Origin of the sequence: Sphaerochaeta sp. S2, assembly GCF_016406725.1 — a bacterium.
Classification (GTDB): domain Bacteria; phylum Spirochaetota; class Spirochaetia; order Sphaerochaetales; family Sphaerochaetaceae; genus Sphaerochaeta.
Map to the genome: position 1 here is coordinate 1 of NZ_JAEKNT010000519.1, position 21,297 is coordinate 21,297.

21 protein-coding genes are annotated in these 21,297 nt (G+C 46.9%); 16 read left to right on the plus strand and 5 right to left on the minus strand.

Annotated elements, in window-relative coordinates:
• Positions 1–751 (plus strand): ATP/GTP-binding protein (locus JF818_RS15110; RefSeq protein ID WP_198892849.1); only part of this gene is annotated, 751 nt, incomplete at its 5' end.
• A complete protein-coding gene (locus tag JF818_RS15115) occupies positions 748–1,446 on the plus strand; it encodes an RloB family protein (RefSeq protein WP_198892851.1) in 699 nt (232 codons plus the stop codon). The genes JF818_RS15110 and JF818_RS15115, both read left to right, overlap by 4 nt.
• A 41-nt stretch (positions 1,447–1,487) precedes the next feature.
• Here JF818_RS15115 and JF818_RS15120 read toward each other — a convergent pair whose 3' ends face one another.
• A complete protein-coding gene (locus JF818_RS15120; RefSeq protein WP_198892853.1) occupies positions 1,488–2,447 on the minus strand; it encodes a nitrilase family protein in 960 nt (319 codons plus the stop codon).
• A gap of 88 nt (positions 2,448–2,535) precedes the next feature.
• On the opposite strand from JF818_RS15120, the gene JF818_RS15125 reads away from it, so the two are divergent.
• Positions 2,536–3,828, plus strand: coding sequence for a UDP-glucose/GDP-mannose dehydrogenase family protein (locus JF818_RS15125; protein WP_198892854.1), 1,293 nt, complete (start codon positions 2,536–2,538; stop codon positions 3,826–3,828).
• Positions 3,829–3,905: 77 nt separating this feature from the next.
• On the opposite strand, the gene JF818_RS15130 is transcribed toward JF818_RS15125, so the two are convergent.
• The 3 genes from JF818_RS15130 to JF818_RS15140 all read right to left on the minus strand — a co-directional run bounded on the left by JF818_RS15130 (position 3,906) and on the right by JF818_RS15140 (position 5,569).
• Positions 3,906–4,199: a hypothetical protein gene (locus JF818_RS15130; RefSeq protein ID WP_198892855.1), complete on the minus strand. Its 294-nt coding sequence runs from the start codon at positions 4,197–4,199 to the stop codon at positions 3,906–3,908.
• 82 nt (positions 4,200–4,281) lie between these two features.
• A complete protein-coding gene (locus JF818_RS15135; protein ID WP_198892856.1) occupies positions 4,282–4,773 on the minus strand; it encodes a hypothetical protein in 492 nt (163 codons plus the stop codon).
• Between the two features lie 172 nt (positions 4,774–4,945).
• Positions 4,946–5,569, minus strand: coding sequence for a methyltransferase domain-containing protein (locus JF818_RS15140; protein WP_198892857.1), 624 nt, complete (start codon positions 5,567–5,569; stop codon positions 4,946–4,948).
• A 130-nt stretch (positions 5,570–5,699) separates the two neighbouring features.
• On the opposite strand from JF818_RS15140, the gene zupT reads away from it, so the two are divergent.
• The 6 genes from zupT (at position 5,700) to JF818_RS15170 (ending at position 12,076) form a co-directional block, all read left to right on the plus strand.
• The gene (gene zupT / locus JF818_RS15145; protein ID WP_198892858.1) at positions 5,700–6,521 is read left to right on the plus strand and encodes a zinc transporter ZupT; all 822 of its coding nucleotides are present in this window, start codon (positions 5,700–5,702) and stop codon (positions 6,519–6,521) included.
• A 128-nt stretch (positions 6,522–6,649) separates the two neighbouring features.
• Complete coding sequence (locus tag JF818_RS15150) at positions 6,650–7,945, plus strand: ABC transporter substrate-binding protein (RefSeq protein ID WP_198892860.1); 1,296 nt, start codon at positions 6,650–6,652, stop codon at positions 7,943–7,945.
• 28 nt (positions 7,946–7,973) lie between these two features.
• A complete protein-coding gene (locus JF818_RS15155) occupies positions 7,974–8,876 on the plus strand; it encodes a carbohydrate ABC transporter permease (RefSeq protein WP_198892861.1) in 903 nt (300 codons plus the stop codon).
• Positions 8,866–9,696: a carbohydrate ABC transporter permease gene (locus JF818_RS15160; protein WP_198892862.1), complete on the plus strand. Its 831-nt coding sequence runs from the start codon at positions 8,866–8,868 to the stop codon at positions 9,694–9,696. Before JF818_RS15155 ends, JF818_RS15160 begins: the two co-directional genes overlap by 11 nt.
• 14 nt (positions 9,697–9,710) lie before the next feature.
• Positions 9,711–11,072, plus strand: coding sequence for an FAD-dependent oxidoreductase (locus tag JF818_RS15165; RefSeq protein ID WP_198892863.1), 1,362 nt, complete (start codon positions 9,711–9,713; stop codon positions 11,070–11,072).
• Positions 11,069–12,076, plus strand: coding sequence for a LacI family DNA-binding transcriptional regulator (locus JF818_RS15170; RefSeq protein ID WP_198892864.1), 1,008 nt, complete (start codon positions 11,069–11,071; stop codon positions 12,074–12,076). The genes JF818_RS15165 and JF818_RS15170 overlap by 4 nt, the downstream gene beginning before the upstream one ends.
• Positions 12,077–12,092: 16 nt before the next feature.
• On the opposite strand, the gene JF818_RS15175 is transcribed toward JF818_RS15170, so the two are convergent.
• Positions 12,093–12,836: an AAC(3) family N-acetyltransferase gene (locus JF818_RS15175; protein ID WP_198892865.1), complete on the minus strand. Its 744-nt coding sequence runs from the start codon at positions 12,834–12,836 to the stop codon at positions 12,093–12,095.
• Between the two features lie 109 nt (positions 12,837–12,945).
• Between JF818_RS15175 and JF818_RS15180 the strand changes: the two genes are divergently transcribed.
• The 7 genes from JF818_RS15180 to JF818_RS15210 all read left to right on the plus strand — a co-directional run bounded on the left by JF818_RS15180 (position 12,946) and on the right by JF818_RS15210 (position 21,296).
• Positions 12,946–14,127: an AGE family epimerase/isomerase gene (locus JF818_RS15180; protein WP_198892866.1), complete on the plus strand. Its 1,182-nt coding sequence runs from the start codon at positions 12,946–12,948 to the stop codon at positions 14,125–14,127.
• Positions 14,128–14,357: 230 nt separating this feature from the next.
• Positions 14,358–15,632 (plus strand): sugar ABC transporter substrate-binding protein, encoded by a 1,275-nt coding sequence (locus tag JF818_RS15185; RefSeq protein ID WP_198892868.1) that lies wholly within the window; start codon positions 14,358–14,360, stop codon positions 15,630–15,632.
• Between the two features lie 65 nt (positions 15,633–15,697).
• The gene (locus tag JF818_RS15190) at positions 15,698–16,591 is read left to right on the plus strand and encodes a carbohydrate ABC transporter permease (RefSeq protein ID WP_198892869.1); all 894 of its coding nucleotides are present in this window, start codon (positions 15,698–15,700) and stop codon (positions 16,589–16,591) included.
• A 9-nt stretch (positions 16,592–16,600) separates the two neighbouring features.
• A complete protein-coding gene (locus JF818_RS15195) occupies positions 16,601–17,431 on the plus strand; it encodes a carbohydrate ABC transporter permease (protein ID WP_198892870.1) in 831 nt (276 codons plus the stop codon).
• A 99-nt stretch (positions 17,432–17,530) separates the two neighbouring features.
• Positions 17,531–18,850: an alpha-glucosidase/alpha-galactosidase gene (locus JF818_RS15200; protein WP_198892871.1), complete on the plus strand. Its 1,320-nt coding sequence runs from the start codon at positions 17,531–17,533 to the stop codon at positions 18,848–18,850.
• 75 nt (positions 18,851–18,925) lie between these two features.
• Complete coding sequence (locus tag JF818_RS15205) at positions 18,926–19,840, plus strand: AraC family transcriptional regulator (protein WP_198892872.1); 915 nt, start codon at positions 18,926–18,928, stop codon at positions 19,838–19,840.
• 358 nt (positions 19,841–20,198) lie between these two features.
• Complete coding sequence (locus tag JF818_RS15210) at positions 20,199–21,296, plus strand: radical SAM/SPASM domain-containing protein (RefSeq protein WP_198892873.1); 1,098 nt, start codon at positions 20,199–20,201, stop codon at positions 21,294–21,296.
• Position 21,297: the final 1 nt, after the last annotated feature.

Consider the following 21,297-nt stretch of genomic DNA (forward strand, 5'->3'; position numbering starts at 1 on the left):
ACTCGGGGAAGTACAGGGTTGGTTTGACCATCTCACCCTGACTAATCCCACCAGTGCTCTCACTGGATATAGTGCCTTTCCCATTGAGGATTGGGGTAGTGTAAGCAATGCAATTGCCCATTTTTCTACAGGTATCTCAGAGATCACATTTGAACATGTGGATGAGAAGGATGTTTCAACCCAGATACTTCCAGCATATCGAAAGCAATATGAGGCAGACAAGGAGAGAGCCCGTAGGGGGAAAACCCGCTACCGCCTGCAAATAGGTTCACGCCTGTTTCTTATGGAACAGGAGAGTGGAACCTTGAGATTCTCTGAGATAGGATTTGCCCATAAAGAGACGTACTTCAACTATGATGAAGAGTCTGACGGAACAAGAAGGCTACTCGATTTACTCTCTGTATTGGTTACTTCAGAACAGGGAAGTGTGATGATCATTGATGAGATTGACCGTTCCCTGCACCCAAAACTCACACTGCAGTTTGTGAAAAACTACCTTGAATTGGCCAAGACAAAGAACGTGCAGTTGGTTGTTACCACCCATGAGAGTCTTCTTCTCAACTTGAGACTCCTGCGTCGTGATGAGATTTTCTTTGTCGAGAAGGACAAGGAAGGAGCGAGTATCATCTACCCCTTCGACCAATTCCAGGAGCAGTTTGACGCTCATCTTGAACATGCCTACCTGAATGGTCGCTATGGAGGAGTACCTTTCTTTGAGAGCCTCTATCTTCCCGGGGAGGATGAGGAATGAGAATTGGACAACCCTTCGGACAGCGGTCAGCGCAAGGTGGACGACAATATGCACCAAGAAGCAGGTTCTTCATTGCCTGTGAGGGGAGACGCACTGAATACCAGTACTTCAAGGGTCTGATGCAATACTCCTCTGAATTGGGTATCTCCCCCTTGGTAGAGATGATACCTCTCCGTCATGGTCCCAATACCGGAAGCAATCCTTTGAATATCTTTGAGGAGACCGTTGAGATACTCAGTCAGAGCAATCATTATCATCCAGAGCTCGATCACGTCTCAATTATTGTTGACCGTGATATGCATAGTTTTAAGGAATTCCAATATGAAGCGATGCTGGCTCTTTGTAGAGAGACTGGATTCCATCTCTGTATCACCAACCCCTGCTTTGAGCTGTGGTTATTGCTCCATTACAGCGACCTCTCGGAATATGACCATGCATTATTGTTGGAAAACAAAAAGATTGGGAGCCGAACCCAAACAGAGCGTTACCTGATGGAAAAGCTGGGAGGACGGTATAATAAGAGTAGAATTCAGTTCAACAAATTCTTCCGTGGGAAAGTACATATTGCCATCTCTCATTCCAAAGCTTTCCCTCACGACGCTGAACAGTTGCAAAACCAACTGGGAACAGGGGTCGGGACCTTGATTGAATTTCTCAGGAGTGAAGCCAAACAGGCACCGTATCACTATGCCTGACTCTAAAGCGAATAAGAACGTTCACATTGCATGGAATCTTATCATTCGTACCTGAATCGAACCTTCCTGGTCTCTTCCTCTTCTCCTGTCCTTTGGGCAATGAGGGAGTAGAGCTCAGGTCTTCTTGCCTTCATCCATCTCTTGCCATTACTGGTAGGTATGAGAGAAAGGTCGAGTTCTGCGATTACCATGTCATTGCCAATTGCTTTCGATTCAGCTAAGACTTCTCCATAGGGGTCCAGGATAATGGCATTTCCGGTCCTGACCTCATCATCGTCCCTTCCCACCCCGTTGCTGAAGAGCAGGAACATACCATTGTCATGAGCACGGGAGGGAAGCCATCGCATCAACCAACCTCGACCCTTGGGGCCTTGGAATTCTGCCAAGAGTTCTTCCTCTCTGGTCTCTCGCTCTTCCCAGAGCTGTACTTCGATTCTCTTCATCCCCTTCGGACTTGCCGAGTTGCATCCCCCCGTCTGGTGTGGGGCAAGTAGAACCTCTGCCCCTAGGAGGGAAGTCATGCGAGCATTCTCAATGATGTTGTTGTCGTAACAGATAAGTACCCCGAGTCGTACTCCCTCCGGGGTATCGAATACCGTGTAGGAGTTGCCACTTTCCATATGGGCGCTGATGAATGTATGCAGTTTTCTATGCTTGTGGACTGAGCCATCACTGAGAGCTACTACATAGGTATTGTACAGAGATCCATTCTCTGCCGATTCAATGAGTCCTGCACCGATGGTCATCTTGTATTTGGTCGCCAGTTGTACAAGCTTCTGGGTGGAAGGACCTTTAGGAACTGGCTCTGCGAGTAACTGGATATCCTCTTTACTGAGGTTCCTTACATGCCAGTAACCGGTGATGCACATCTCTGGGAATACGATGAGCTTCACACCATCTTTCCTGGCTTCATCAACATAAGCAGTAATGATTTCAAGATTATCCTCTTTATTCCCAGGTGAATGCTGGAACTGAACTGTCGCTGTTTTGTACGTTTCCATGTCTTTTCCCTCCAGATTCTGTTACTATACTATACCGAGATGCGTAATGCAGCTCTTACCATTACAAGGAAGTTTGGAGGAAGAACCTATGCGTCTGACGATTGCGGGGACTGGATATGTAGGGTTGGTCGCAGGAGTCTGTTTTGCCCATGTAGGGCATCAGGTAACCTGTGTTGATATCGACGAACAGAAAGTTGCGATGCTGAACAAGGGCATCAGTCCCATCTATGAGACCGATTTGGAGGAATTTCTCCAGGAAGGACTCCAAAAGGGGCTTCTCTCTTTTACCACTGACTACCAGAGTGCCTACCGTGATCCTGATGTCATCTTTATTGGGGTAGGGACCCCGGAGCTTCCTGATGGGTCGGCAAACCTCAGCTATGTGGCATCAGTTGCACGGCAGATTGCCGAGAGCGTTGAGCGTGACTGCCTGGTTGTGGTCAAATCGACAGTTCCTGTCGGTACCAACGACAAGGTCGAGCAGTTCATCAAGGACTCCTTGGTTCATCCCGTTCGTATTGAGGTTGCTTCCAATCCAGAATTCCTTGCACAGGGGACGGCAGTACATGACATGATGCATGCCCAGCGTATTGTGATTGGGATCGAGGACAAGCACTCTGAGACAATACTCAGAGAACTGTACGCACCCTTCAATCTCCCCATCGTGGCAGTGAGTCGTAGAAGTGCAGAGATGACCAAGTATGCCTCCAATGACTTCCTGGCGCTCAAGATCTCTTACATGAATGACCTGGCAAACCTCTGTGAACTTGTTGGTGCAAATATAGAGGATGTAGCCCTTGGCATGAGCTACGACAAACGCATCGGTTCCCGCTTCCTGAAGGCTGGTATTGGGTATGGAGGAAGCTGCTTCCCCAAGGATACCAAGGCACTGCAATACCTTGCCGCCCAGTATGGCTACAACCTGAGAACGGTAACCGCTGCCGTGGATGTCAACAATGAACAGCGCTACAAACTGTACAGAAAGGCTGCCAATCGTATGATCACCTTTAGCGGTATCAAGGTCGCGGTATTGGGTTTGGCCTTCAAGTCAGGTACTGATGACCTACGTGAATCTCCAGCGGTCTACAATATCCCGCTCCTGCTGGAGCAAGGTGCAGAGATCACAGCATTCGATCCAGTGGCTGAAGAGAACTGCAAGCGTCAGTATCAATTTTCGATGGAGTATGCCCAGACAGTTGAGGATGCCCTAAAGGGAGCACAGGTTTGCTTCATCTTCACCGATTGGCAGGAGATCAGGGATATGGAACCTTCAGCGTTCAAGTCCTTGATGAGGACAGCTCTTGTGTATGATGGGAGAAACCTCTTTGACAGCAGGGCAATGCTGGAAGCCGGGGTGGAGTACTACAGTATCGGAAGATAACAAGACAGTGAAGAGAAAGAAGAGGGGGGCTCTCGCGTTGGCGAAAGACCCCCTTCCTATTTCACGATGATTCTGTTCTACCGTAAGGCAAACTCCACCATGTGTTGTTTTGCCTGGGCAATGTTACCTTTGCTCATCGCCCGTTTTACCCTTTGAAGCAGGTCTTTCCCTTCAGCTTCGCTCAAGGTGTTGTCCTCCAGGGTCTGGGTCAGGTTGATACTCATTTCCAGTACCCCGTAGGCCGTTTCAACGTTTCCCATCTGGATGTGCTCTATCAAGGCTGAGTCAAGCATCTCTATCAGGAAGGGAGTGGTCATGACCGACTGGTCCGTTGAGTAGAACAGCAGGTCCTGTGGTATATATTGTGTCATATGCATCTATCCTTATTGAACGATCAAGCATTGGCCGAGTGCCAGTGATTAATCGTTCTACTCATAATATCTGCATAAATGATTATTTTTTCAAGTAGTAACACTGAATGTTGCTTTCTTGGCCCTTGAGTGTGAGCGTTTCGGTCTTGCCATCCTTGCTTTGCGAGTACACGACACTTACTGGGTAAGGAGAATTTTCGATGGAAAGCAAGAAGCCTTCCTCCTCTTGGTATATAAGAGCACCAGAGAGAGGAGGGACATCAGCAAACTGCAATGAGAGTGAGAGTTCTTCATCCGGGTTACTCTGGCGATCACTGAATACAATGGAATCCAGGACCATATTGTGTAGTTCCTCCAATCCCTCTTGTGTGCCCTGTGCATCATCAAGAACCCAGCTCGACCCGATGAGACGGACCGTTACATCAACTGCCTCTTCCGGGTCGGGAGGGGTGATCGGCTGATAACTGCATCCATAACAGCCGAAGGCGAAGATGAACAGTACCACCAGGGCGAATCCACTGAGGACTATGACCTTGGTTCGTTCTGCCTTTGTCTCTTCCTGTTTTTCTTTCATATGCTGCTCCTTTTCCTGTTTTTAGCCAGTATGGAACAGTGAAAGGGTTGGCATAAGTTGTAAAAAGAATCGATATTCTTGTATTGCTGAGAGTTAGTGGTGTAAAGGTCTTGTTCGTATCGTTTTGGTTGTGGGTATACCTGTTTCTATACCATCCTTGATTTGTCCATGATTATGAGTTAGGAGTACAGATATACCAATTGGCACGCTCAGCAATCGGGATAACCTCCACCTGCCTGAAGCACTGCTTCATCTCAGAGAGACAGTCACGCATCTCTGTCTCTGCATGCTTGATGAAGTGGAAGTAGTCACCTCCTTCCAGCCATTCAATAAGGCTGGTAAGGGGAGCGCGGTTCTTGTTGTAGTCGTGGATGATCACCAGGTGTTTGGCAATACGGCTCATCTCTCTGTAGAGCTTCTTTCTCTGTTCCCTTTCCATTCCATGGGCGACGTAGCTGGCAATGGCAATATCGAACTGGTTGTCCTGGAAGGGGAGCCCATCCAATACATCTGCTTCCTGGAATGTAATATTGTCCCTGCCGGCTTTCTTTTTTGCGATTGCAAGCATCCTTGATGCTGGATCTATACCGGTTACCTCAAGATTTAGGTCTGCAAGGGCGCTGCAAAAGGCTCCGGTACCACAGCCAACATCGATTATGCTGTTGTAAGAAGAGAGATCAATGGTGTCTTTCATCCCTAGGATGTTCTTCGTATACCGCTTCTTCTGGTAGCGAAAGAACAGACCGTAGGTGGGAGCTATTGAATTGAAGAGATGGGTGCTACGTTCTTTGCTCACCTGAGTTCACTCCTTCTGTTGTATGCTTACGCTACTGGGAATCTCTCCTGCAGTCAATCAGTTCCTGTTGCTCTGAATTCCTGCTCGTGATAGGGTTAGGTATCGCACGCAATGTCGGGAGATTCTCGCTATGTATGATGTTTCTACTTCAACAATTCTGGTCGCCTTTGGATTGACCATTTTTGCAGGGTTGGGTACAGGAGTTGGCTCTCTGATGAGCTTCTTCTCCAAGAAATTCAATCCAAGGTTTCTCGCTGGTGCTCTTGGTTTCTCAGCCGGAGTTATGATCTATGTGGCCATGATCGAGATCTTTGTGAAGGCTCGCGAGGCTCTTGAGTCAGCAATGGGGCCGAAACAAGGGTACTGGATGACCAGTATTGCATTCTTTGCCGGTATTGCCCTTATTGCCATCATTGACAAACTTATTCCTGAATATGAGAACCCACATGAGATGAAAGGCGTTCCTGGTGACTTGAAACCAGTGAAGGCAGGCGATGATGCCCGCCTGATGCGTATGGGTTTCTTCAGCGCGCTTGCCATTGCAATCCATAACTTCCCCGAAGGCTTGGCTACTTTCATGGCAGGGCTTTCCGACCCAAGCTTGGGTATCAGCATTGCTGTAGCTATCGCAATCCATAATATTCCTGAAGGGGTGGCAGTGGCTGCTCCCATCTATTATGCAACCAAGAGCCGGAAGAAAGCCTTCTGGTTGAGCTTGCTCAGTGGCCTCGCTGAGCCGGTAGGGGCCTTCATCGGGTTTTTTCTCCTTCGAGCGTGGTTCAATGATATCACCTTTGGTTTTGTTTTCGCTTCAGTGGCAGGTATCATGGTCTATATCAGCTTGGATGAACTGTTGCCAACTGCCGAGGAGTATGGGGAACACCATATTGCAATTGCCGGTGTTATTGCCGGTATGATGGTCATGGCACTGAGTCTGGTACTGTTAGCTTAATACAGATATATCTCTTGTTGCATGCAGCTTTCTTCGGAGAGTTGCATTTTTTTATTGACGGATGTCCAAACGGAGGGTACCATACAGTGACTGATTAAATGATTAATCAAACACTTTAGGAGGATTGTATGAAAACAAACCAAACGAAGGGAGTAGTACGTCTACTGACCTTTCTGCTCGTTCTCTTTCTTGCCATGGGTATGGCATTTGCTGCTGGCGCTAAGGAAGAAGCTGCTCCTAGCGGTCCTGTATCGATGACTATCGCTACATGGACCAGCAACCCTGATCAGATTGCATTGCTTGACTCCTTTGTACAGGGGTTTGCTGCACAGAAGGGCATCGAGATTGATGCAACTTTCGAATCCATTCCCTTCGCAGAGTACAACACCAAGCTCTCCTTGGAACTGCAAGGCCAGAATGGTCCCGAACTCTTCTGGGTTCTTGAAACAGCGGCCCCTGCATTCATCGAAAGTGGATTACTTGCCAATCTGAATGATGGCATGAAAGCCTATGACCCCCAGGATATTTCCAGTGATGCTCTTGAGCTGTGGAGCAAGGATGGGAATGTGTATGCAATACCTTTCTCAACCTCTCCCTTCTTCATCCTCTACAACGAGGACCTCTTTGCCAAGGCCGGGGTAAAAACTCCTGAGCAGTATGCAGCAGAGGGTGCCTGGGATTGGGAAGCCTTCAAGATGGCAAGTAAGACGATCAAGGAGAAGACCGGTGTTTGGGGATTCCAGACAGTTGATGGACAGGGCTATGATGCCCGTATCCTCCACAACCTTGCACCAATTGTCCGTTCCTATGGTGGTGATTTCTGGACCGATGATGGACAGGTCTTGATCAACAGTGATGCATCTGTCGCTGCTGTACAGCTTTTCCATGACATGGTCTACCAGGATGTTTCTGTTGTTCCTCCAGGGAACCAGAGTGACTTCTTTGCAGGGAATGCTGCCATGACCGTTGGTCAGATCAGCCGTGTTTCCAAGCTTAATGATGCCTCATTCGCATGGGGAATAGCCCCAATGCCTTCCGGTCCTGAAGGGAAATCCCCTGTTATTGGTCAGGCTGCCATCGGTGCCCACTCCAAGGGTAAGCAGGCGGCTCTTGCCAGTGAATTGGTTGCCTACATGACCAACAAGGACTCAGTTGCTGCCATGAGTGGTATTTGGCCACCAGCAAGAAAGTCTGTTCTTGAATCAGAGGCATTCCTCACCAGTAACAAGAGTGTAAGCAAGGAGCAAATGCAGAATGCAGTTGCTGCATCCATCAAGACCGGTCGTGTACTTCCCAGTCATGTGAAGTATCCCCAGATTGAGGTGGAATCGAAGATGGTATTTGACAAGCTCTGGCAGAAGAATGCAAATGTAGGTGCTATCCTTGATGAGGTTGCTGCAGTCTACGCAAAGTACATCAAATAGTAAGTAAGGTGGGTAGGAGTATGGACGAATGAAACAACATTCCTTGAAAGCAAATCATCGGCGGGATGCCATCATTGGATGGGCATTCATAACCCCACAGATGGCAGGATTCGTGTTCTTCGTCCTGCTCCCACTGGTTTCGGTGTTCCTGTACAGTGTACAGGAGAAGAATCTGCTCTTTGGAACAAGTGTGTTTAACGGGCTTGAGAACTTTCGCCTGCTGTTCGCAGACCCGCTGTTCTCCAAGTCACTGGTAAATACCTTGATCTTCAGTGCAGGTGTGGTACCACTCAATCTGATCTTCAGTCTCTTGCTCGCTCTCTATCTTGGGGGTGGGAAGATGGGAACCAGGTTTGTGAGGGGAATCATCTTTTTGCCTGTGGTCACCAGTGGGGTGGCCTGGGCAATTGTCTGGAAGTATCTCTTGCAAGGAGGGGACGCAGGACCGATTAACTGGTTCCTCTCACTTATAGGAATAGAAGGACCGAACTGGCTCTTTGAGAAAGGGTGGGCGATGGCCAGTGTAATCGTCAACAGGGTCATGAAGAACTTGGGAATGAACGTGCTCATCTTCATGGGTGCTGTGCTTAATATGCCAGGCGATGTCATTGAGGCAGCCCGTATTGATGGAGCAAAGCGTTTTACGCTCTTTTTCAAGATAAAGCTTCCTCTGCTGATGCCCACTGTCATGATGGTTGCCATCGTTACCATCATAGGATCGATGCGTGTCTTTGATACCATCAAGTTAATGACCGATGGGGGACCTGAGGGGTCAACCATGGTAATGGTCTACTATATCTACCATCAGGCGTTCCGTATGTTCGATACAGGCTTTGCATCAGCCCTGGCTGTAGTACTGTTTCTTATTGTACTCGTCTTGACCGCCCTGCAGTGGTTCTCCAGAAAAAGGATCTCCTTCTATGAATCGTAAGTATTTGAAACAGGCTCCCTATGCCTTGCTTGTTGCATTGCTGACCCTCTTGTTCGTCTATCCATTCTGGTGGATGGTTGTGAACTCACTCAACAGTAGTGCTGAGATATTTGGTGTGCCAAGATTGCTTCCGACCTCTTGGGCTTTCTCGAATTATCTTGATATTTTTACTGTTCAGCCCTTTGCACGGCACTACCTCAATACGTTGGCTGTTGCCTTCGTAGGGACTGCAGGCAATGTCTTGCTTGCAGCATTGGCAGGGTATGCATTTGCGAGAATGCGGTTCCCCTTACGTAATGCTGCATTCCTGCTTCTCCTGACAGCACTGATGATGCCTATCGAGGTAACCATCATACCCCTTTTCTTCCAGATGCGGGGATGGGGCGCCTTGGATACCTTGGTTCCCCTGATGTTGTTGCCAATTTTTGGTAGTCAGGGAGCTTTCTCGACATTCATGCTCAGGCAGTTCTATGTAACGGTACCTAATGAGTTGGAAGAGGCTGCGAGAATCGATGGGTTGAACCCTCTGGGCATCTTCTTGAAGATTATGCTCCCAGTTGCCACCCCTGTACTCAGTTCTGTTGCCATTCTGGCATTCATCGCTGTTTGGAATACCTATTTGGAGCCACTGGTATTCATCAGTTCCCTGGAAAATTTTACGCTCCCACTCTCTTTGACCAACTTCAATGATACCTATGGGTTACCTCAATGGCATTTGCAGTTGGCCGCAACTACCCTGTCGATTCTCCCGATTATGGTGGTCTATCTGCTGTTCCAGCAGAAAGTCACCGATGCCATGGTAAACACGGGATTGAAATAAATAAGGATAATTACATGAATGCACTCTATGATACACACTATGATTTAATTGTTGTCGGCGGAGGAATTGCCGGTAGCATGGCAGCTACTGCAGCCGGAAGGCAAGGCCTCAGCGTGTTGCTCATCGAGGAAGAAGGCTTCCTCGGGGGAAGTCTCACTGCCGGTGGAACAGGTCCCATGATGACATTTCATGCAGGTGAAACCCAGGTGGTTCGTGGCTTGCCCGATGAGATGATACAGCGTTTGATGGCAAAAGGTCTCTCTGTTGGGCATATCCCTGATTCTACGGGGTATACCTACACAGTCACCCCTTTCGATGCTGAAGGTATGAAACGAGAGTTGGAATTGATGGCCCAGGAAGCAGGAGTGAAGTTGCTCTATCATACCACAATTGTGAAGGCAGAAACTGATCATGGAATGCTGAAGAGTATTAGCTGTCTCTGCGCTGGAAACCTCTTTACTCTCTCGTCTTCCTATTTCATTGACGCTTCTGGGGATGCAGATTTGATTGCCATGGCAGGCATCCCCTTCGAACAGGGCAGAGAAGAGGACGGCAAGGATCAGCCAATGACGATGAACTTCAAGCTTGTTGATGTCGATATCCAGACGATCAGGAACTTGATGGACACAAATGTCGAGCTGTTCCCTTTCCTAGCACCAAACCCAGGAATTCAGCATAGGGCAAGCAGACTCTCCTTTTCCGGTTTCCAGGATATCATGCGCCAAGGCATGGAAACAGGAGAAATTACTTTTGATCGAGATATTGTGCTCTGTTTTGAGACCAATGCCAAGAATGAGGTCATCGTGAATATGACTCGGGTCTTGGAAAAGAATCCAGTTGATCCCATCCAGCTCAGTGAAGCAGAGATTGAGGGACGGCGCCAGGTTTGGGAGTTGTATGGGTTCCTGAAGAAACATATCCCAGGCTTTGAGCAGGCAAGAATGACCTATAGTGGACCACGTATCGGGGTGCGAAGTTCTCGCCGTCTGAAAGGGTCTTATAGGATCTCTGTAGAGGATCTGCTTTCTGAGAGAGTTTTTGATGATGCCATTTCAGCTTGTGGGTATCCCATCGATATCCACTCTCCTGACGGGGCTGCAACTGACTCCCGCTTCCTCAGGGATGGGGGGTATTACACCATCCCCCTTAAATGCCTGCTCAATGAACAGGTGAGTAATGTATTGGCCGCAGGAAGGAACATCAGCTGTGAGTTCGCAGCACACGCAAGCCTCCGCGTCAGTCCCTCCAGTGGAGCTATCGGGCAGGGAGCTGGTACCGCAGTTGCAGTAGCCATCGAGACAGGAAAGGACCTTTTTCATATACCCCTGGACGTTTTACATGCTAAACTGCGTACTGCAGGAGCATTTTTAGGATGAAGACGTTCAAACGGGTCACGCTGCAAGATGTCGCCAGAGAGGCCCATGTATCATATGCATCAGTCTCTGCTGTTCTCAATGGTAAGGACGGCAAGAGTATCAGGGTTGGGAAACAGACCAAGGAGAAAATTCTTGAGTGTGCTGAACGGTTGGGCTATGTACCCAACATGGCAGCAAGAAAGCTCAAGAGTGGATCAACTACCTTGATTGCCGTCTTTACCTATGAGCCGATGTTTCCCGTAGAGTCGGAGAATGAATACTATCGGTTCTTTGTGGGAATCCAGGAGACTGCCGAAAAGTTGGGGTATGACATCCTGATCCTGAACAACCGGCCTACTGAAGAGAACTCAAGCAGAATTGCGCTTGCTGATGGTGCTGTCATGATGGGTGTAAACCGTGATGACAAGGGCGTTGAACGCTTGGTGAAAGCCCACTTCCCCTTGGTGTTTGTCGGAAGACGCGAGGTTGCCGAAGCACATACCCATTGGGTGACTTTCGCCTACCAAGAGGTCATTGAGAAGATGATTGACCATCTCGTCTCTGTATGTCGGAAACAGTGCCTTGTATATGTTGAGACGAAGGAACAAGAGCGGGAACCGAGAAAGGATAAGCGATCCTTCTTGCTTGCTGCCGCCGAGAAGCGGGGGGTCACTGTTCATGTGGTTGATGCTGATGAGCACTACCGTTTGAGTCATGATGATTTTAACCTGGTCAAGGAGTGTCAGGTGGCTGTCTTTGACCGTATCTTCTTGCTGGATCCTTTTGAACGCGATTTACAGCGTATGGGGATGAAGCTTGGACAGGATGTCTGGGGTGCTGTGCTGGAAGATGACTGGTTAGGTGGGCATGAGCACTGGACGCGTTGGTCGAACCAGCGCCTTGAACTTGGATCACTCGCTGTGGAGTATCTTTCTCAAATGTTGGAAAAACACTCTCTTGAGGGTGCAAGAAAGTTTACTCCCTTGCACTTGGTGATCAGCGAGAGTTCAGCATTTCCTGAGTAAAACCTCTTTGTCAGAGCTATCGTACCCCAAACAGATCTGGATCCTTCAGCAACAAATCCCTCACAGCTTCATAGGCTGGCTGGGTCTTGTGGTAGCGTACTGTTGCATCCCCAAGCGTTCCTTCCTTGAGTATGCCTTTTTCTCTCAGATAGGGTTCCACTCGAGGAAAGTTTTCTCCTACTTGTGCTGTATGGTTCTTGACTGGGGTAGGAATAAGTGTGCCATCAGCAAGTCTGGTGAAGAGCATATTCATCGTTTCGCTCAGCCTGAGGGGAATATCCAGCCACTCTTCAACCCCATGGAAGAAGGTGTCCCGATTGAGTCCCACTCCCACCAAAAGGATGGTTGCATTGCGGTCAAGCAACTTACCCCACGATCCTGTACGGCCACAGGGAGTATTCTGCTTATGATCCTCGGCAATGAAGGCTTCTGCTTCTGCTCCGAACGCTGCTACCGAATGGGTTGGATGTGCACTACGATGGCCTCGTCCATCCTTTCTTGCCAACTCTGGGATGATGCCGATGCAGCTCTCTGTGTCATTGACACTGTAATAGGGTTGATCCTTGTTTACTGTGTTCCAGGTATGGGTGGGAAATACCATCAAACCATCTTTCATATAGGTGACCATGGCATCGATTACGGTCTGGGGGCCTCCCTCAACTTCGCCTAAGCTCTTGTATGAGAAGTGGGCTAGTACCGTTCCTTTTGGGTCAAGACCCATCTGTTCCAGGTCTCTGATTAAACTCTGTTTTGTATGCATGGTGCTATCATGGCATAGGAGGAGGGGCAAATCAAGAAGCAGTTTTTCAAAGAATCATAATGACAATGCACTCATCAAGGAGTAGAATACAAGAAATGAGGATATATCTATGAATCAGAAATTTGACCAACTCTATCATGACTACAAAAACACACTTCTAGAGAGTGTATTGCCCTTTTGGCTCCAATATGGGTTTGATAAAGCACATGGTGGCTTGTATACAGGTTTAGACCGTAATGGGACTTTGCTTGAGACTGATAAGTCGGTTTGGTTCCAAGGCCGTGCACTGTGGGTATATGCAACAGCATACCGTCAGATGGAGAATCGGAGTGAATACCGCGAGTTGTGTGATTCCTTGGTATCTTTCATTGAAAATCACTGTTTCGACCCCTCTGACGGACGCATGTATTTCCGGGTGAGCCAAGAGGGGAATCCTGTAGTGAAGCGCATTCGCTACGTATTCAGTGAGACCTTTGCCATCCTCGGCTTTGCTGCCTATAGCAGGGCTTTTGATAAACCTGAATATGCAAAGAAAGCATATGATCTATTCAAGAAGGTAGAATCATATATAAACGAACCTGGAATACTGGTACCCAAGTTTGAGCGAGAGAGCAAGGGTTTTGGTCTTCCCATGATTCTTCTCAATACCGTCAGCGAGCTGAGAGAGGCGCTTCCTGAGAAGAGCGAGGAGCTGACTCGTTCCATAGATGGGTATATCAAGGAGATTGAGGTCTTCTTTGTCCGTCCAGAGCTTAAGGTGGTTGTAGAGCAGTGTAATCCTGATGGGACGTTGCAATTGGATCATTTCGAAGGCAGATTGTTGAACCCAGGGCATGCTATTGAAGGCGCATGGTTCATCCTGGCTGAAGCGCAGAAGCGGGGTGGTGATGCCGAACTTACGCACCTTGGTATGACGATGCTGGACTGGATGTTTGCCCGTGGTTGGGATGGGGAGTATGGTGGGATCATCTACTTCCGTGATGCCCTGGGAAAGAGTGCAACCGAGTACTGGCATGACATGAAATTCTGGTGGCCTCAGTGTGAAGCAGCCATTGCAAACCTACTTGCCTACAGTATGAATGGGAAGCAGGAGTATCTGCATCAGTTTGAACAAGTAGACAAATACATCAAGACTCATTTTCTCGATGAAGAGTATGGCGAGTGGTTTGGGTATCTCCATCGAGACAACTCACTTTCCACACCATTAAAGGGAAATATGTACAAAGGACCATTCCATATTCCAAGAATGTATCTGGTTTGTTGTGAGTTAATTGATAAACTAAGACGATAGAAAGAATTAGGTATTTCCCACAAACTGTTAAGTCTCTTTTCTTCATTATGCTGTTTGTACTATGAACATTTTTACATGTATTCGTAACATTTCTACATGGTATTATCTGTAAACTATCCTAGGATTAATGTAATGCTAAGTAATTACTTACTAAAAATTTTTGATATTTGTTCTCTATGAACAGAATGCATAGGTAATTAACTTGGTTCCATTAAACCTAGGAGGTTTTTATGAAAAAAAGGATTGTTTTGCTTCTGGTTGTCACAATAGTGACAAGTGCTATCTTGTTCGCTGCTGGAGATGCAGAGAAAAAGGCTGTTGCCAGCTCATCTGAGCCCTTGTCAGTCATGATTTGGGACTCAAATCAGGAACCTGGTATCAGGCAGATTATTGATGATTTCACTGCCAAGACAGGCGTCAAAGCTGAGGTACAAGTTGTTGATTGGAACAACTACTGGACACTGCTCTCCGCAGGAGCACAGGGCGGGTCTCTTCCTGATGTATTCTGGATGCACTCCAATGAATCCCAGCGCTATATGTCCAACGACATGTTGCTCGATGTAACCGACAGAATCGCAAAGAGCTCCCTCATCGATCCAAGCAATTACCCAGAGGATATCTGGAGTTTGTATACCTACAACAAGAAGTATTATGCGGTTCCCAAGGATATCGATACCATTGCACTCTGGTATAATAAGACATTGTTTGATGAAGCAGGAGTTGCCTATCCTGATGAGAACTGGACCTGGGACGATCTATACGAAGCTGCAAAGAAATTGACAAAGGCTGATGGATCTGTCTATGGGTTTACCAATGTGAACTCAAACAACCAAGCAGGGTGGTACAATCTGATTTACAGCAATAACGGATATGTAATCTCTGAAGACAAGACCAAGTCAGGCATGGATCATCCGAATACCATTGAGGCGATGAAATGGATGGAGAAGATGATTAATGAAGATCTGATGCCTCCTCAGCATGTCATGAGTGAGAGTGGTGAGGATGTACTGCTGCAGTCAGGAAAGACGGCCATGACTATGCAAGGTTCATGGATGGTCGCTGCCTTCCGTGATAATGAGTACAGCTATAACAACTGTGATGTTGCCATGCTTCCGTTGAATAAGAAAACCGGACGCAGAGCGTCAATCTATAATGGTCTTGGTTGGGCAATCTCAGCTGATACTCCTCGTGCCGATGATGCATGGAAACTGGTTGAGTACTTCGGGTCTGAGGAAGGACAACTCAAACAGGCAGAGCTCGGTATCACCATGTCTGCATACAAGGACACCAGTGAGAAGTGGAAGAACAGTGTTCCCCAGTTCAATCTTCAGGCGTACCTGAACATGCAGGATGACATGGTTATTCGTCCCTTCTCACGGAATACTGTGAAGTGGGAGAATGCAGTACTTGATGTCATGCTGAAGGTATGGTCCAAGGAGATGACCATGGAAGCTGGATGTAAGGAAGCTGCAAGACAGATGAATGAGATTCTTGCTGAGGAGTAGAATTCACAGAAAGAATACCCGGGTAGGTAATTGCTCCTGCCCGGGATACTGTAAGGGATACGTGTATGAAACATCGTTCATTACGCTCAGCAACAGCCACGAACACTTTTTTTTGGGGTTGGGCCTTGATCCTTCCCACGGTGATCGGATTACTGGTTCTAAATATTATCCCCATGATTGCTACCATCTACCAAAGTTTCCATAAGACAGGTGATTTTGGGAGAGGGAATATTTTTATTGGATTCAAGAACTTCCAGAAACTGTTCTCAGATGAAGCTGTGCTCCAGTCAATTATCAATACACTCAAGTACACCATCGCACAGGTGCCTTTTTCTGTTTTCATTGCCTTGGTACTTGCTGTCATGTTGAATAGGAAAATTATAGGCAGATCTGTATATCGGACGATTTACTTCATGCCGATGGTGGTAGCCCCAGCGGCAATCGCAATGGTATGGCGCTGGTTGTACAACTCAGAGTTTGGATTGATCAACAACCTGTTTAATCTGGATATCAACTGGATATCAAATCCAAGTATTGCAGTATTTTCCATTGCAATCATCGGTATCTGGTCCGATATCGGATATAATATGATCCTCTTCCTCGCTGGATTGCAGGAGGTTCCAAAAGATTATTACGAGGCGGCTGACTTGGACGGTGCAAGTGCAGTGCAAAGCTTCCTCCACATAACGGTCCCTATGATTAGTCCCATCCTGTTCTTTGTCATTGTAACCAGGATGATAGCTGCCATGCAGGTGTTTGATACCATTTTCATGGTGATGGAACGATCCAACCCCGCACTCTATAAAACACAGTCCTTGGTCTTCCTGTTTTACGAATCCTCATTCGTTGAAAGAGACTTGGGGTATGGATCCACCATCGTGGTGGTATTGCTTCTGATAATCATGCTCATCACAGCATTGCAAATGATAGCCCAGAGAAAGTGGGTGCACTATAATTAGGAGTACGTCATGCGAAGAAAATCATTACCTTCCACAATTATCATGCATGGCGTGCTGATTATTGTTTCGCTTGTCATGATTGTTCCTTTTCTCTGGATGATTCTCACCTCGTTCAAGACCGTCGGTGAGGCTGTGCAACTTGATCCATTTGTTTTCTTTCCCTCTGAGCTCCGTATGGAAGCCTTTACAAGGGTCTTTACCACCAATAATTTTCTGAACCTGTACAAGAATACGTTGCTTATGATTGCCTTCAGGATATTATGTGCAATCGTGACGGCAAGCATGGCTGGATTTGCATTTGGGCGATTACGTTTCTGGGGTTCTAACCTTGCTTTTTCTTTGGTACTGGTACAGATGATGATACCTCCCCAGATATTTATTATTCCCCAGTATCAGATGATCAGCAGGATGGGAATGACCAATACTATCTTTGCTCTGGTATTTCCCGGATTGGTAACTGCTTTCGGCACATTCCTGATGCGTCAGGCGTATAAGATACTTCCTAAAGATTTGGAAGAAGCTGCCAAGCTTGATGGCCTGTCTATCGGTAAGACATTCCTGTTTATTCTTGCACCATTGACCAAATCCTGTATGGTTGCTTTGAGTGTATTCACGGCTGTATTTGCCTACAAGGATTTAATGTGGCCAATGATTGTAAATACATCCAAAGATTCGCTGGTTTTGGCTTCAGCGTTAGCAAAGATGAAAGGACAATATGTCTCCAATTATCCTGAGCTGATGGCAGCGTCCCTGATTGCATGCGTACCGATGATTGTCCTGTACTTTATCTTCCAAAAGCAATTCATCGAAGGTATCGCAACATCGGGAGGAAAGCTGTAAGTGATAGTCAATAGTTCACGGAATCTGTCAAGCTATTGAATGAGATAGCCTGTATATATATTTGCTTGGATGTAAATCCATATATAAGGGAGAAATAGGATGAAGATTGCATTTTTGGGGGCTGGTAGCACGGTGTTTGCACGTAACGTGTTGGGGGATTGTCTTGGTACACCGGTACTGCAAGAAGCAGAAATGGCATTGTATGACATTGATCCAAAACGTTTGGAGGAATCCCGAGCCATTCTGGAAGCAATGAACCAGAGTATCAATCGGGGAAGGGCTAAGATTGTAGTCTATCCTGGGCTGGAGAACTTACGTTCAGCGCTCAAGGGAGCGCGCTTCATCGTCAACGCTATACAGGTTGGGGGGTATGAGCCAAGCACGGTCATTGATTTTGAGATTCCCAAGAAATACGGTCTCCACCAGACTATTGCAGATACCTTGGGCATCGGTGGAATTATGCGTGCCTTGAGAACCATTCCCGTCATGAATGAGTTTGCCAAAGCGATTGAAGAGGTTTGCCCTGATGCCCTGCTTTTAAATTATTCGAATCCGATGGCCATGCTCAGTGGCTATATGCAACGCTATACGGGAGTAAAGAATGTTGGGCTCTGTCACAGTGTACAGGTCTGCTCAGAGACACTTCTTAAAGGGCTTGGCATGGAGGACAAGCTAGAGGGACGTGTAGAGACGATTGCAGGAATCAACCATATGGCTTGGTTACTAAGCCTGCATGACAGGGAAGGCAATGATCTTTATCCTGAAATCAAGAAGCGTGCGTTGAGAAAGAATCAGGCAGAAAAGCATGATGACATGGTTCGCTATGAGTATATAAAATACTTCGGGTACTACTGTACTGAGTCTAGCGAGCATAATGCAGAGTACAACCCATTCTTCATTAAGAAGGCATACCCTGGCCTGATAGAGGACTACAACATCCCACTGGATGAATATCCGCGGCGTTGTGTTGCCCAGATAGCAGATTGGGCTGAGGAGAAAAAACGGATTCTCAACAAGGCAACCATAACTCACAAGCGATCACTAGAATATGCTTCACATATTATGGAGGCTGTGGTAACCGATATACCGTACAAGATAAACGGGAATGTTCTTAATACACACTTAATCGATAATCTTCCCGTTGAAGCTTGTGTCGAAGTACCCTGCCTGATTGATGGAAATGGGGTGAATCCCTGTCATATAGGGCCTCTGCCGGTTCAGCTTGCTGCGATGAACATGACAAATATCAACGTTCAGCTGTTGACAATCGAAGCTGCTGTAAGCAAGCGGAAGGAAGCAATCTATCATGCTGCCATGCTGGATCCTCATACTGCTGCAGAGCTTTCAATTGATGATATTGTCAAAATGTGTGATGAGATGATTGAAGCTCATGGAACATTCATGGAGTTGTATCGCTAGGGTTTTGCCTTTCTTGATACATAAATTTCAAGACAAAAGGAATCTTGGTGTATACTAGGTAGGAGAGGAGGGACTATGCCAGAGAATGAACTTCTGATAAAAGCTGCCCGTTTTGTAGGGTTGGATGGCTTGAAGAAGTCTGCCATTGACCTTGCTCTCTCCTACTGCGGTATCCAACAGTGTTCTCCCTTACACAACAATGGTCCCGAGATCAGGGATACGAGTTTCATCCATATCATCAGCAGCGGGAAGGGCGTCCTGAAGATACAAGGAAAAGAGTATGTTCTGGGAGAACACCAAGCATTTTTAATTCCTGCTGGGATTTCTGCTCAGTACACGGCTGACCGGCATGACCCATGGACCTATATGTGGGTAGGCTTTTCCGGCTTGATGTCGGAGGAGAGTATGGCTATGGCAGGATTCTCCTTTGAGCATCCGGTGAGAAGTGTAGGGAATGAGAGCATCCTCAAGCATGATATTGAAGGTATGATTGAGACTTATCATCTTACGTTTACCAACGAGTTACGTAGAAACGGATGTTTTTTTCACTTTATTGCCCATCTGATTGAGGATTATCAAGCGCAAGGAGTTATCGGGAGCGAAAGCAACTTGCAGTCTGCGCAGTATGCGAGGAAAGTGTATCACTACATTATGGAGAATTTTGCAGAATCCATAAAAATCCAAGACCTGGCTAATGAGATAGGCATCAGCAGAAACTACCTCTATTCCTGTTTCAAGGAAGTTTACAAAGTTTCTCCGAAACAGTTTCTTGATACGGTACGTATGGAACATGCAGCCAGTCTCTTGGTCTCGAAGTATATGAACATTGGAGAAGTAGCCCATTGTGTAGGGTTTGATGATGAGCTGGCCTTCTCCAAGGCCTTCAAGGAGTTTCATTATGTTTCCCCTACGGAATTCCGCAAGCAATTACGGACAAAACGGATGGTAAGTAGGCCACCGCGATCTTGTTCCACGATTTCCTACTCATGAGAAATGGAAAGGTCGCGTATTCTACTAGAAGATGCATTACTTGCCGGTGATAAAGATGATAATACCTGCGATAATCTCAATAAACCGGTGATAAAACCAAATACCGGTGATAAGGCACAACAGCAACGACAAAAGATACTCACATTTTTATAAACAGTAGATTTTATCACCAACAAACAGGTATGTATTTTGCTGGAGGTAAATAGAAGCCGAGCCTATGACCTCCTCTCCCAGATGGTTTGTGAGTCTCTCTTGGTAGCAGAGGGAGATAAGAAAGGACGCAGGTATCGGCTTAGTAGAATTGATAGTTGCTAACGGTTGCTTGCCTAGAATTGCGTAACAGGATATACAATAACCAATGGATACACGCAGAGCACACATTACCATGATGATCAAGCCAGCCTCAGCTGCGTGCAATCTTCGCTGTGACTATTGCTTCTATTTTGATGAGGCAGATACCCGAGAGGAGGGTATTCGTCCATTGATGAGTCACACCGTGGCAGATGCAATCATCACTAAGTGCTTGGAAACAGCAAAACATTGTTCCTTCGTATTTCAGGGTGGAGAACCCTCTCTAGCGGGTCTTCCTTTCTTTGAATACTTTGTGAGCAAAGTTGCTTCAAGCAAGAAGGAAGACTGCCTGGTTACCTATGCATTCCAGACCAACGGCATGCTGCTTGATGAAAAGTGGGCAAGGTTTTTCAAAGAACATGATTTCTTGGTAGGAGTCTCCCTCGATGGGCCTCCTCGTCTTAATGACCTTCATAGAAAAGATAGGGACGGGGGAAAAAGCGGTAGGAGCGTGTTGCAGGCTATCTCGTACTTGGAGAAGGAAGGGGTGAAGTTCAATATTCTGAGTGTAGTCACCAATGAATTGGCACAGAATATTGGCATGGCTTATCCCTATTTCGTGGAACATGGACTTACTTACCAACAATATATCCCATGTATGGATATGCTGGAGGGAGAGAAACAATTTCTCTCTGCCTCCGCTTATGGACAGTTCCTGAAGGATCTCTTTGATCTCTGGTTCTCTTCCTACCAAGCAAAGAAGCCTGTCTCAGTCAGGTTTTTTGATAACCTTGTTGGGATGATAGCCGGTTATCCCCCTGAGGCTTGCGATATGGCGGGGGTATGCTCTATCCAGTATGTAGCAGAGAGCAATGGAGATATCTATCCCTGTGATTTCTACTGTCTCGATTCTTACTGCCTCGGTAATATCACAGGAGATGAGTTTGCATCGCTCGACAAGAAGCGATCTATCCTTCGATTCATTGAGGACTCTCCCAATTCAATTGATGACTGTGCTTCCTGTCCTTGGAGAGCCCTTTGCAGAGGTGGCTGTAAACGGTATCGTAGTGAGGAAGGGTATCGCTTTTGTGCTTCCATGAAAATATTCTTTCCCTATGCTATAGAAAGGCTTGAATTGGTTGCTAAACAGATGCTTGCATTGTAGG

Bases quoted from the DNA above. Each gene is read 5' to 3' on its own strand.
- JF818_RS15185 (WP_198892868.1), top strand. From the start codon at position 14,358: ATGAAAAAAAGGATTGTTTTGCTTCTGGTTGTCACAATAGTGACAAGT.
- JF818_RS15175 (WP_198892865.1), bottom strand. From the start codon at position 12,836: ATGCATACAAAACAGAGTTTAATCAGAGACCTGGAACAGATGGGTCTT.
- JF818_RS15165 (WP_198892863.1), top strand. From the start codon at position 9,711: ATGAATGCACTCTATGATACACACTATGATTTAATTGTTGTCGGCGGA.
- zupT (WP_198892858.1), top strand. From the start codon at position 5,700: ATGTATGATGTTTCTACTTCAACAATTCTGGTCGCCTTTGGATTGACC.
- JF818_RS15160 (WP_198892862.1), top strand. From the start codon at position 8,866: ATGAATCGTAAGTATTTGAAACAGGCTCCCTATGCCTTGCTTGTTGCA.
- JF818_RS15180 (WP_198892866.1), top strand. From the start codon at position 12,946: ATGAATCAGAAATTTGACCAACTCTATCATGACTACAAAAACACACTT.
- JF818_RS15135 (WP_198892856.1), bottom strand. From the start codon at position 4,773: ATGAAAGAAAAACAGGAAGAGACAAAGGCAGAACGAACCAAGGTCATA.
- JF818_RS15195 (WP_198892870.1), top strand. From the start codon at position 16,601: ATGCGAAGAAAATCATTACCTTCCACAATTATCATGCATGGCGTGCTG.
- JF818_RS15210 (WP_198892873.1), top strand. From the start codon at position 20,199: ATGGATACACGCAGAGCACACATTACCATGATGATCAAGCCAGCCTCA.
- JF818_RS15205 (WP_198892872.1), top strand. From the start codon at position 18,926: ATGCCAGAGAATGAACTTCTGATAAAAGCTGCCCGTTTTGTAGGGTTG.
- JF818_RS15155 (WP_198892861.1), top strand. From the start codon at position 7,974: ATGAAACAACATTCCTTGAAAGCAAATCATCGGCGGGATGCCATCATT.
- JF818_RS15130 (WP_198892855.1), bottom strand. From the start codon at position 4,199: ATGACACAATATATACCACAGGACCTGCTGTTCTACTCAACGGACCAG.
- JF818_RS15115 (WP_198892851.1), top strand. From the start codon at position 748: ATGAGAATTGGACAACCCTTCGGACAGCGGTCAGCGCAAGGTGGACGA.
- JF818_RS15125 (WP_198892854.1), top strand. From the start codon at position 2,536: ATGCGTCTGACGATTGCGGGGACTGGATATGTAGGGTTGGTCGCAGGA.
- JF818_RS15150 (WP_198892860.1), top strand. From the start codon at position 6,650: ATGAAAACAAACCAAACGAAGGGAGTAGTACGTCTACTGACCTTTCTG.
- JF818_RS15170 (WP_198892864.1), top strand. From the start codon at position 11,069: ATGAAGACGTTCAAACGGGTCACGCTGCAAGATGTCGCCAGAGAGGCC.
- JF818_RS15200 (WP_198892871.1), top strand. From the start codon at position 17,531: ATGAAGATTGCATTTTTGGGGGCTGGTAGCACGGTGTTTGCACGTAAC.
- JF818_RS15190 (WP_198892869.1), top strand. From the start codon at position 15,698: ATGAAACATCGTTCATTACGCTCAGCAACAGCCACGAACACTTTTTTT.
- JF818_RS15120 (WP_198892853.1), bottom strand. From the start codon at position 2,447: ATGGAAACGTACAAAACAGCGACAGTTCAGTTCCAGCATTCACCTGGG.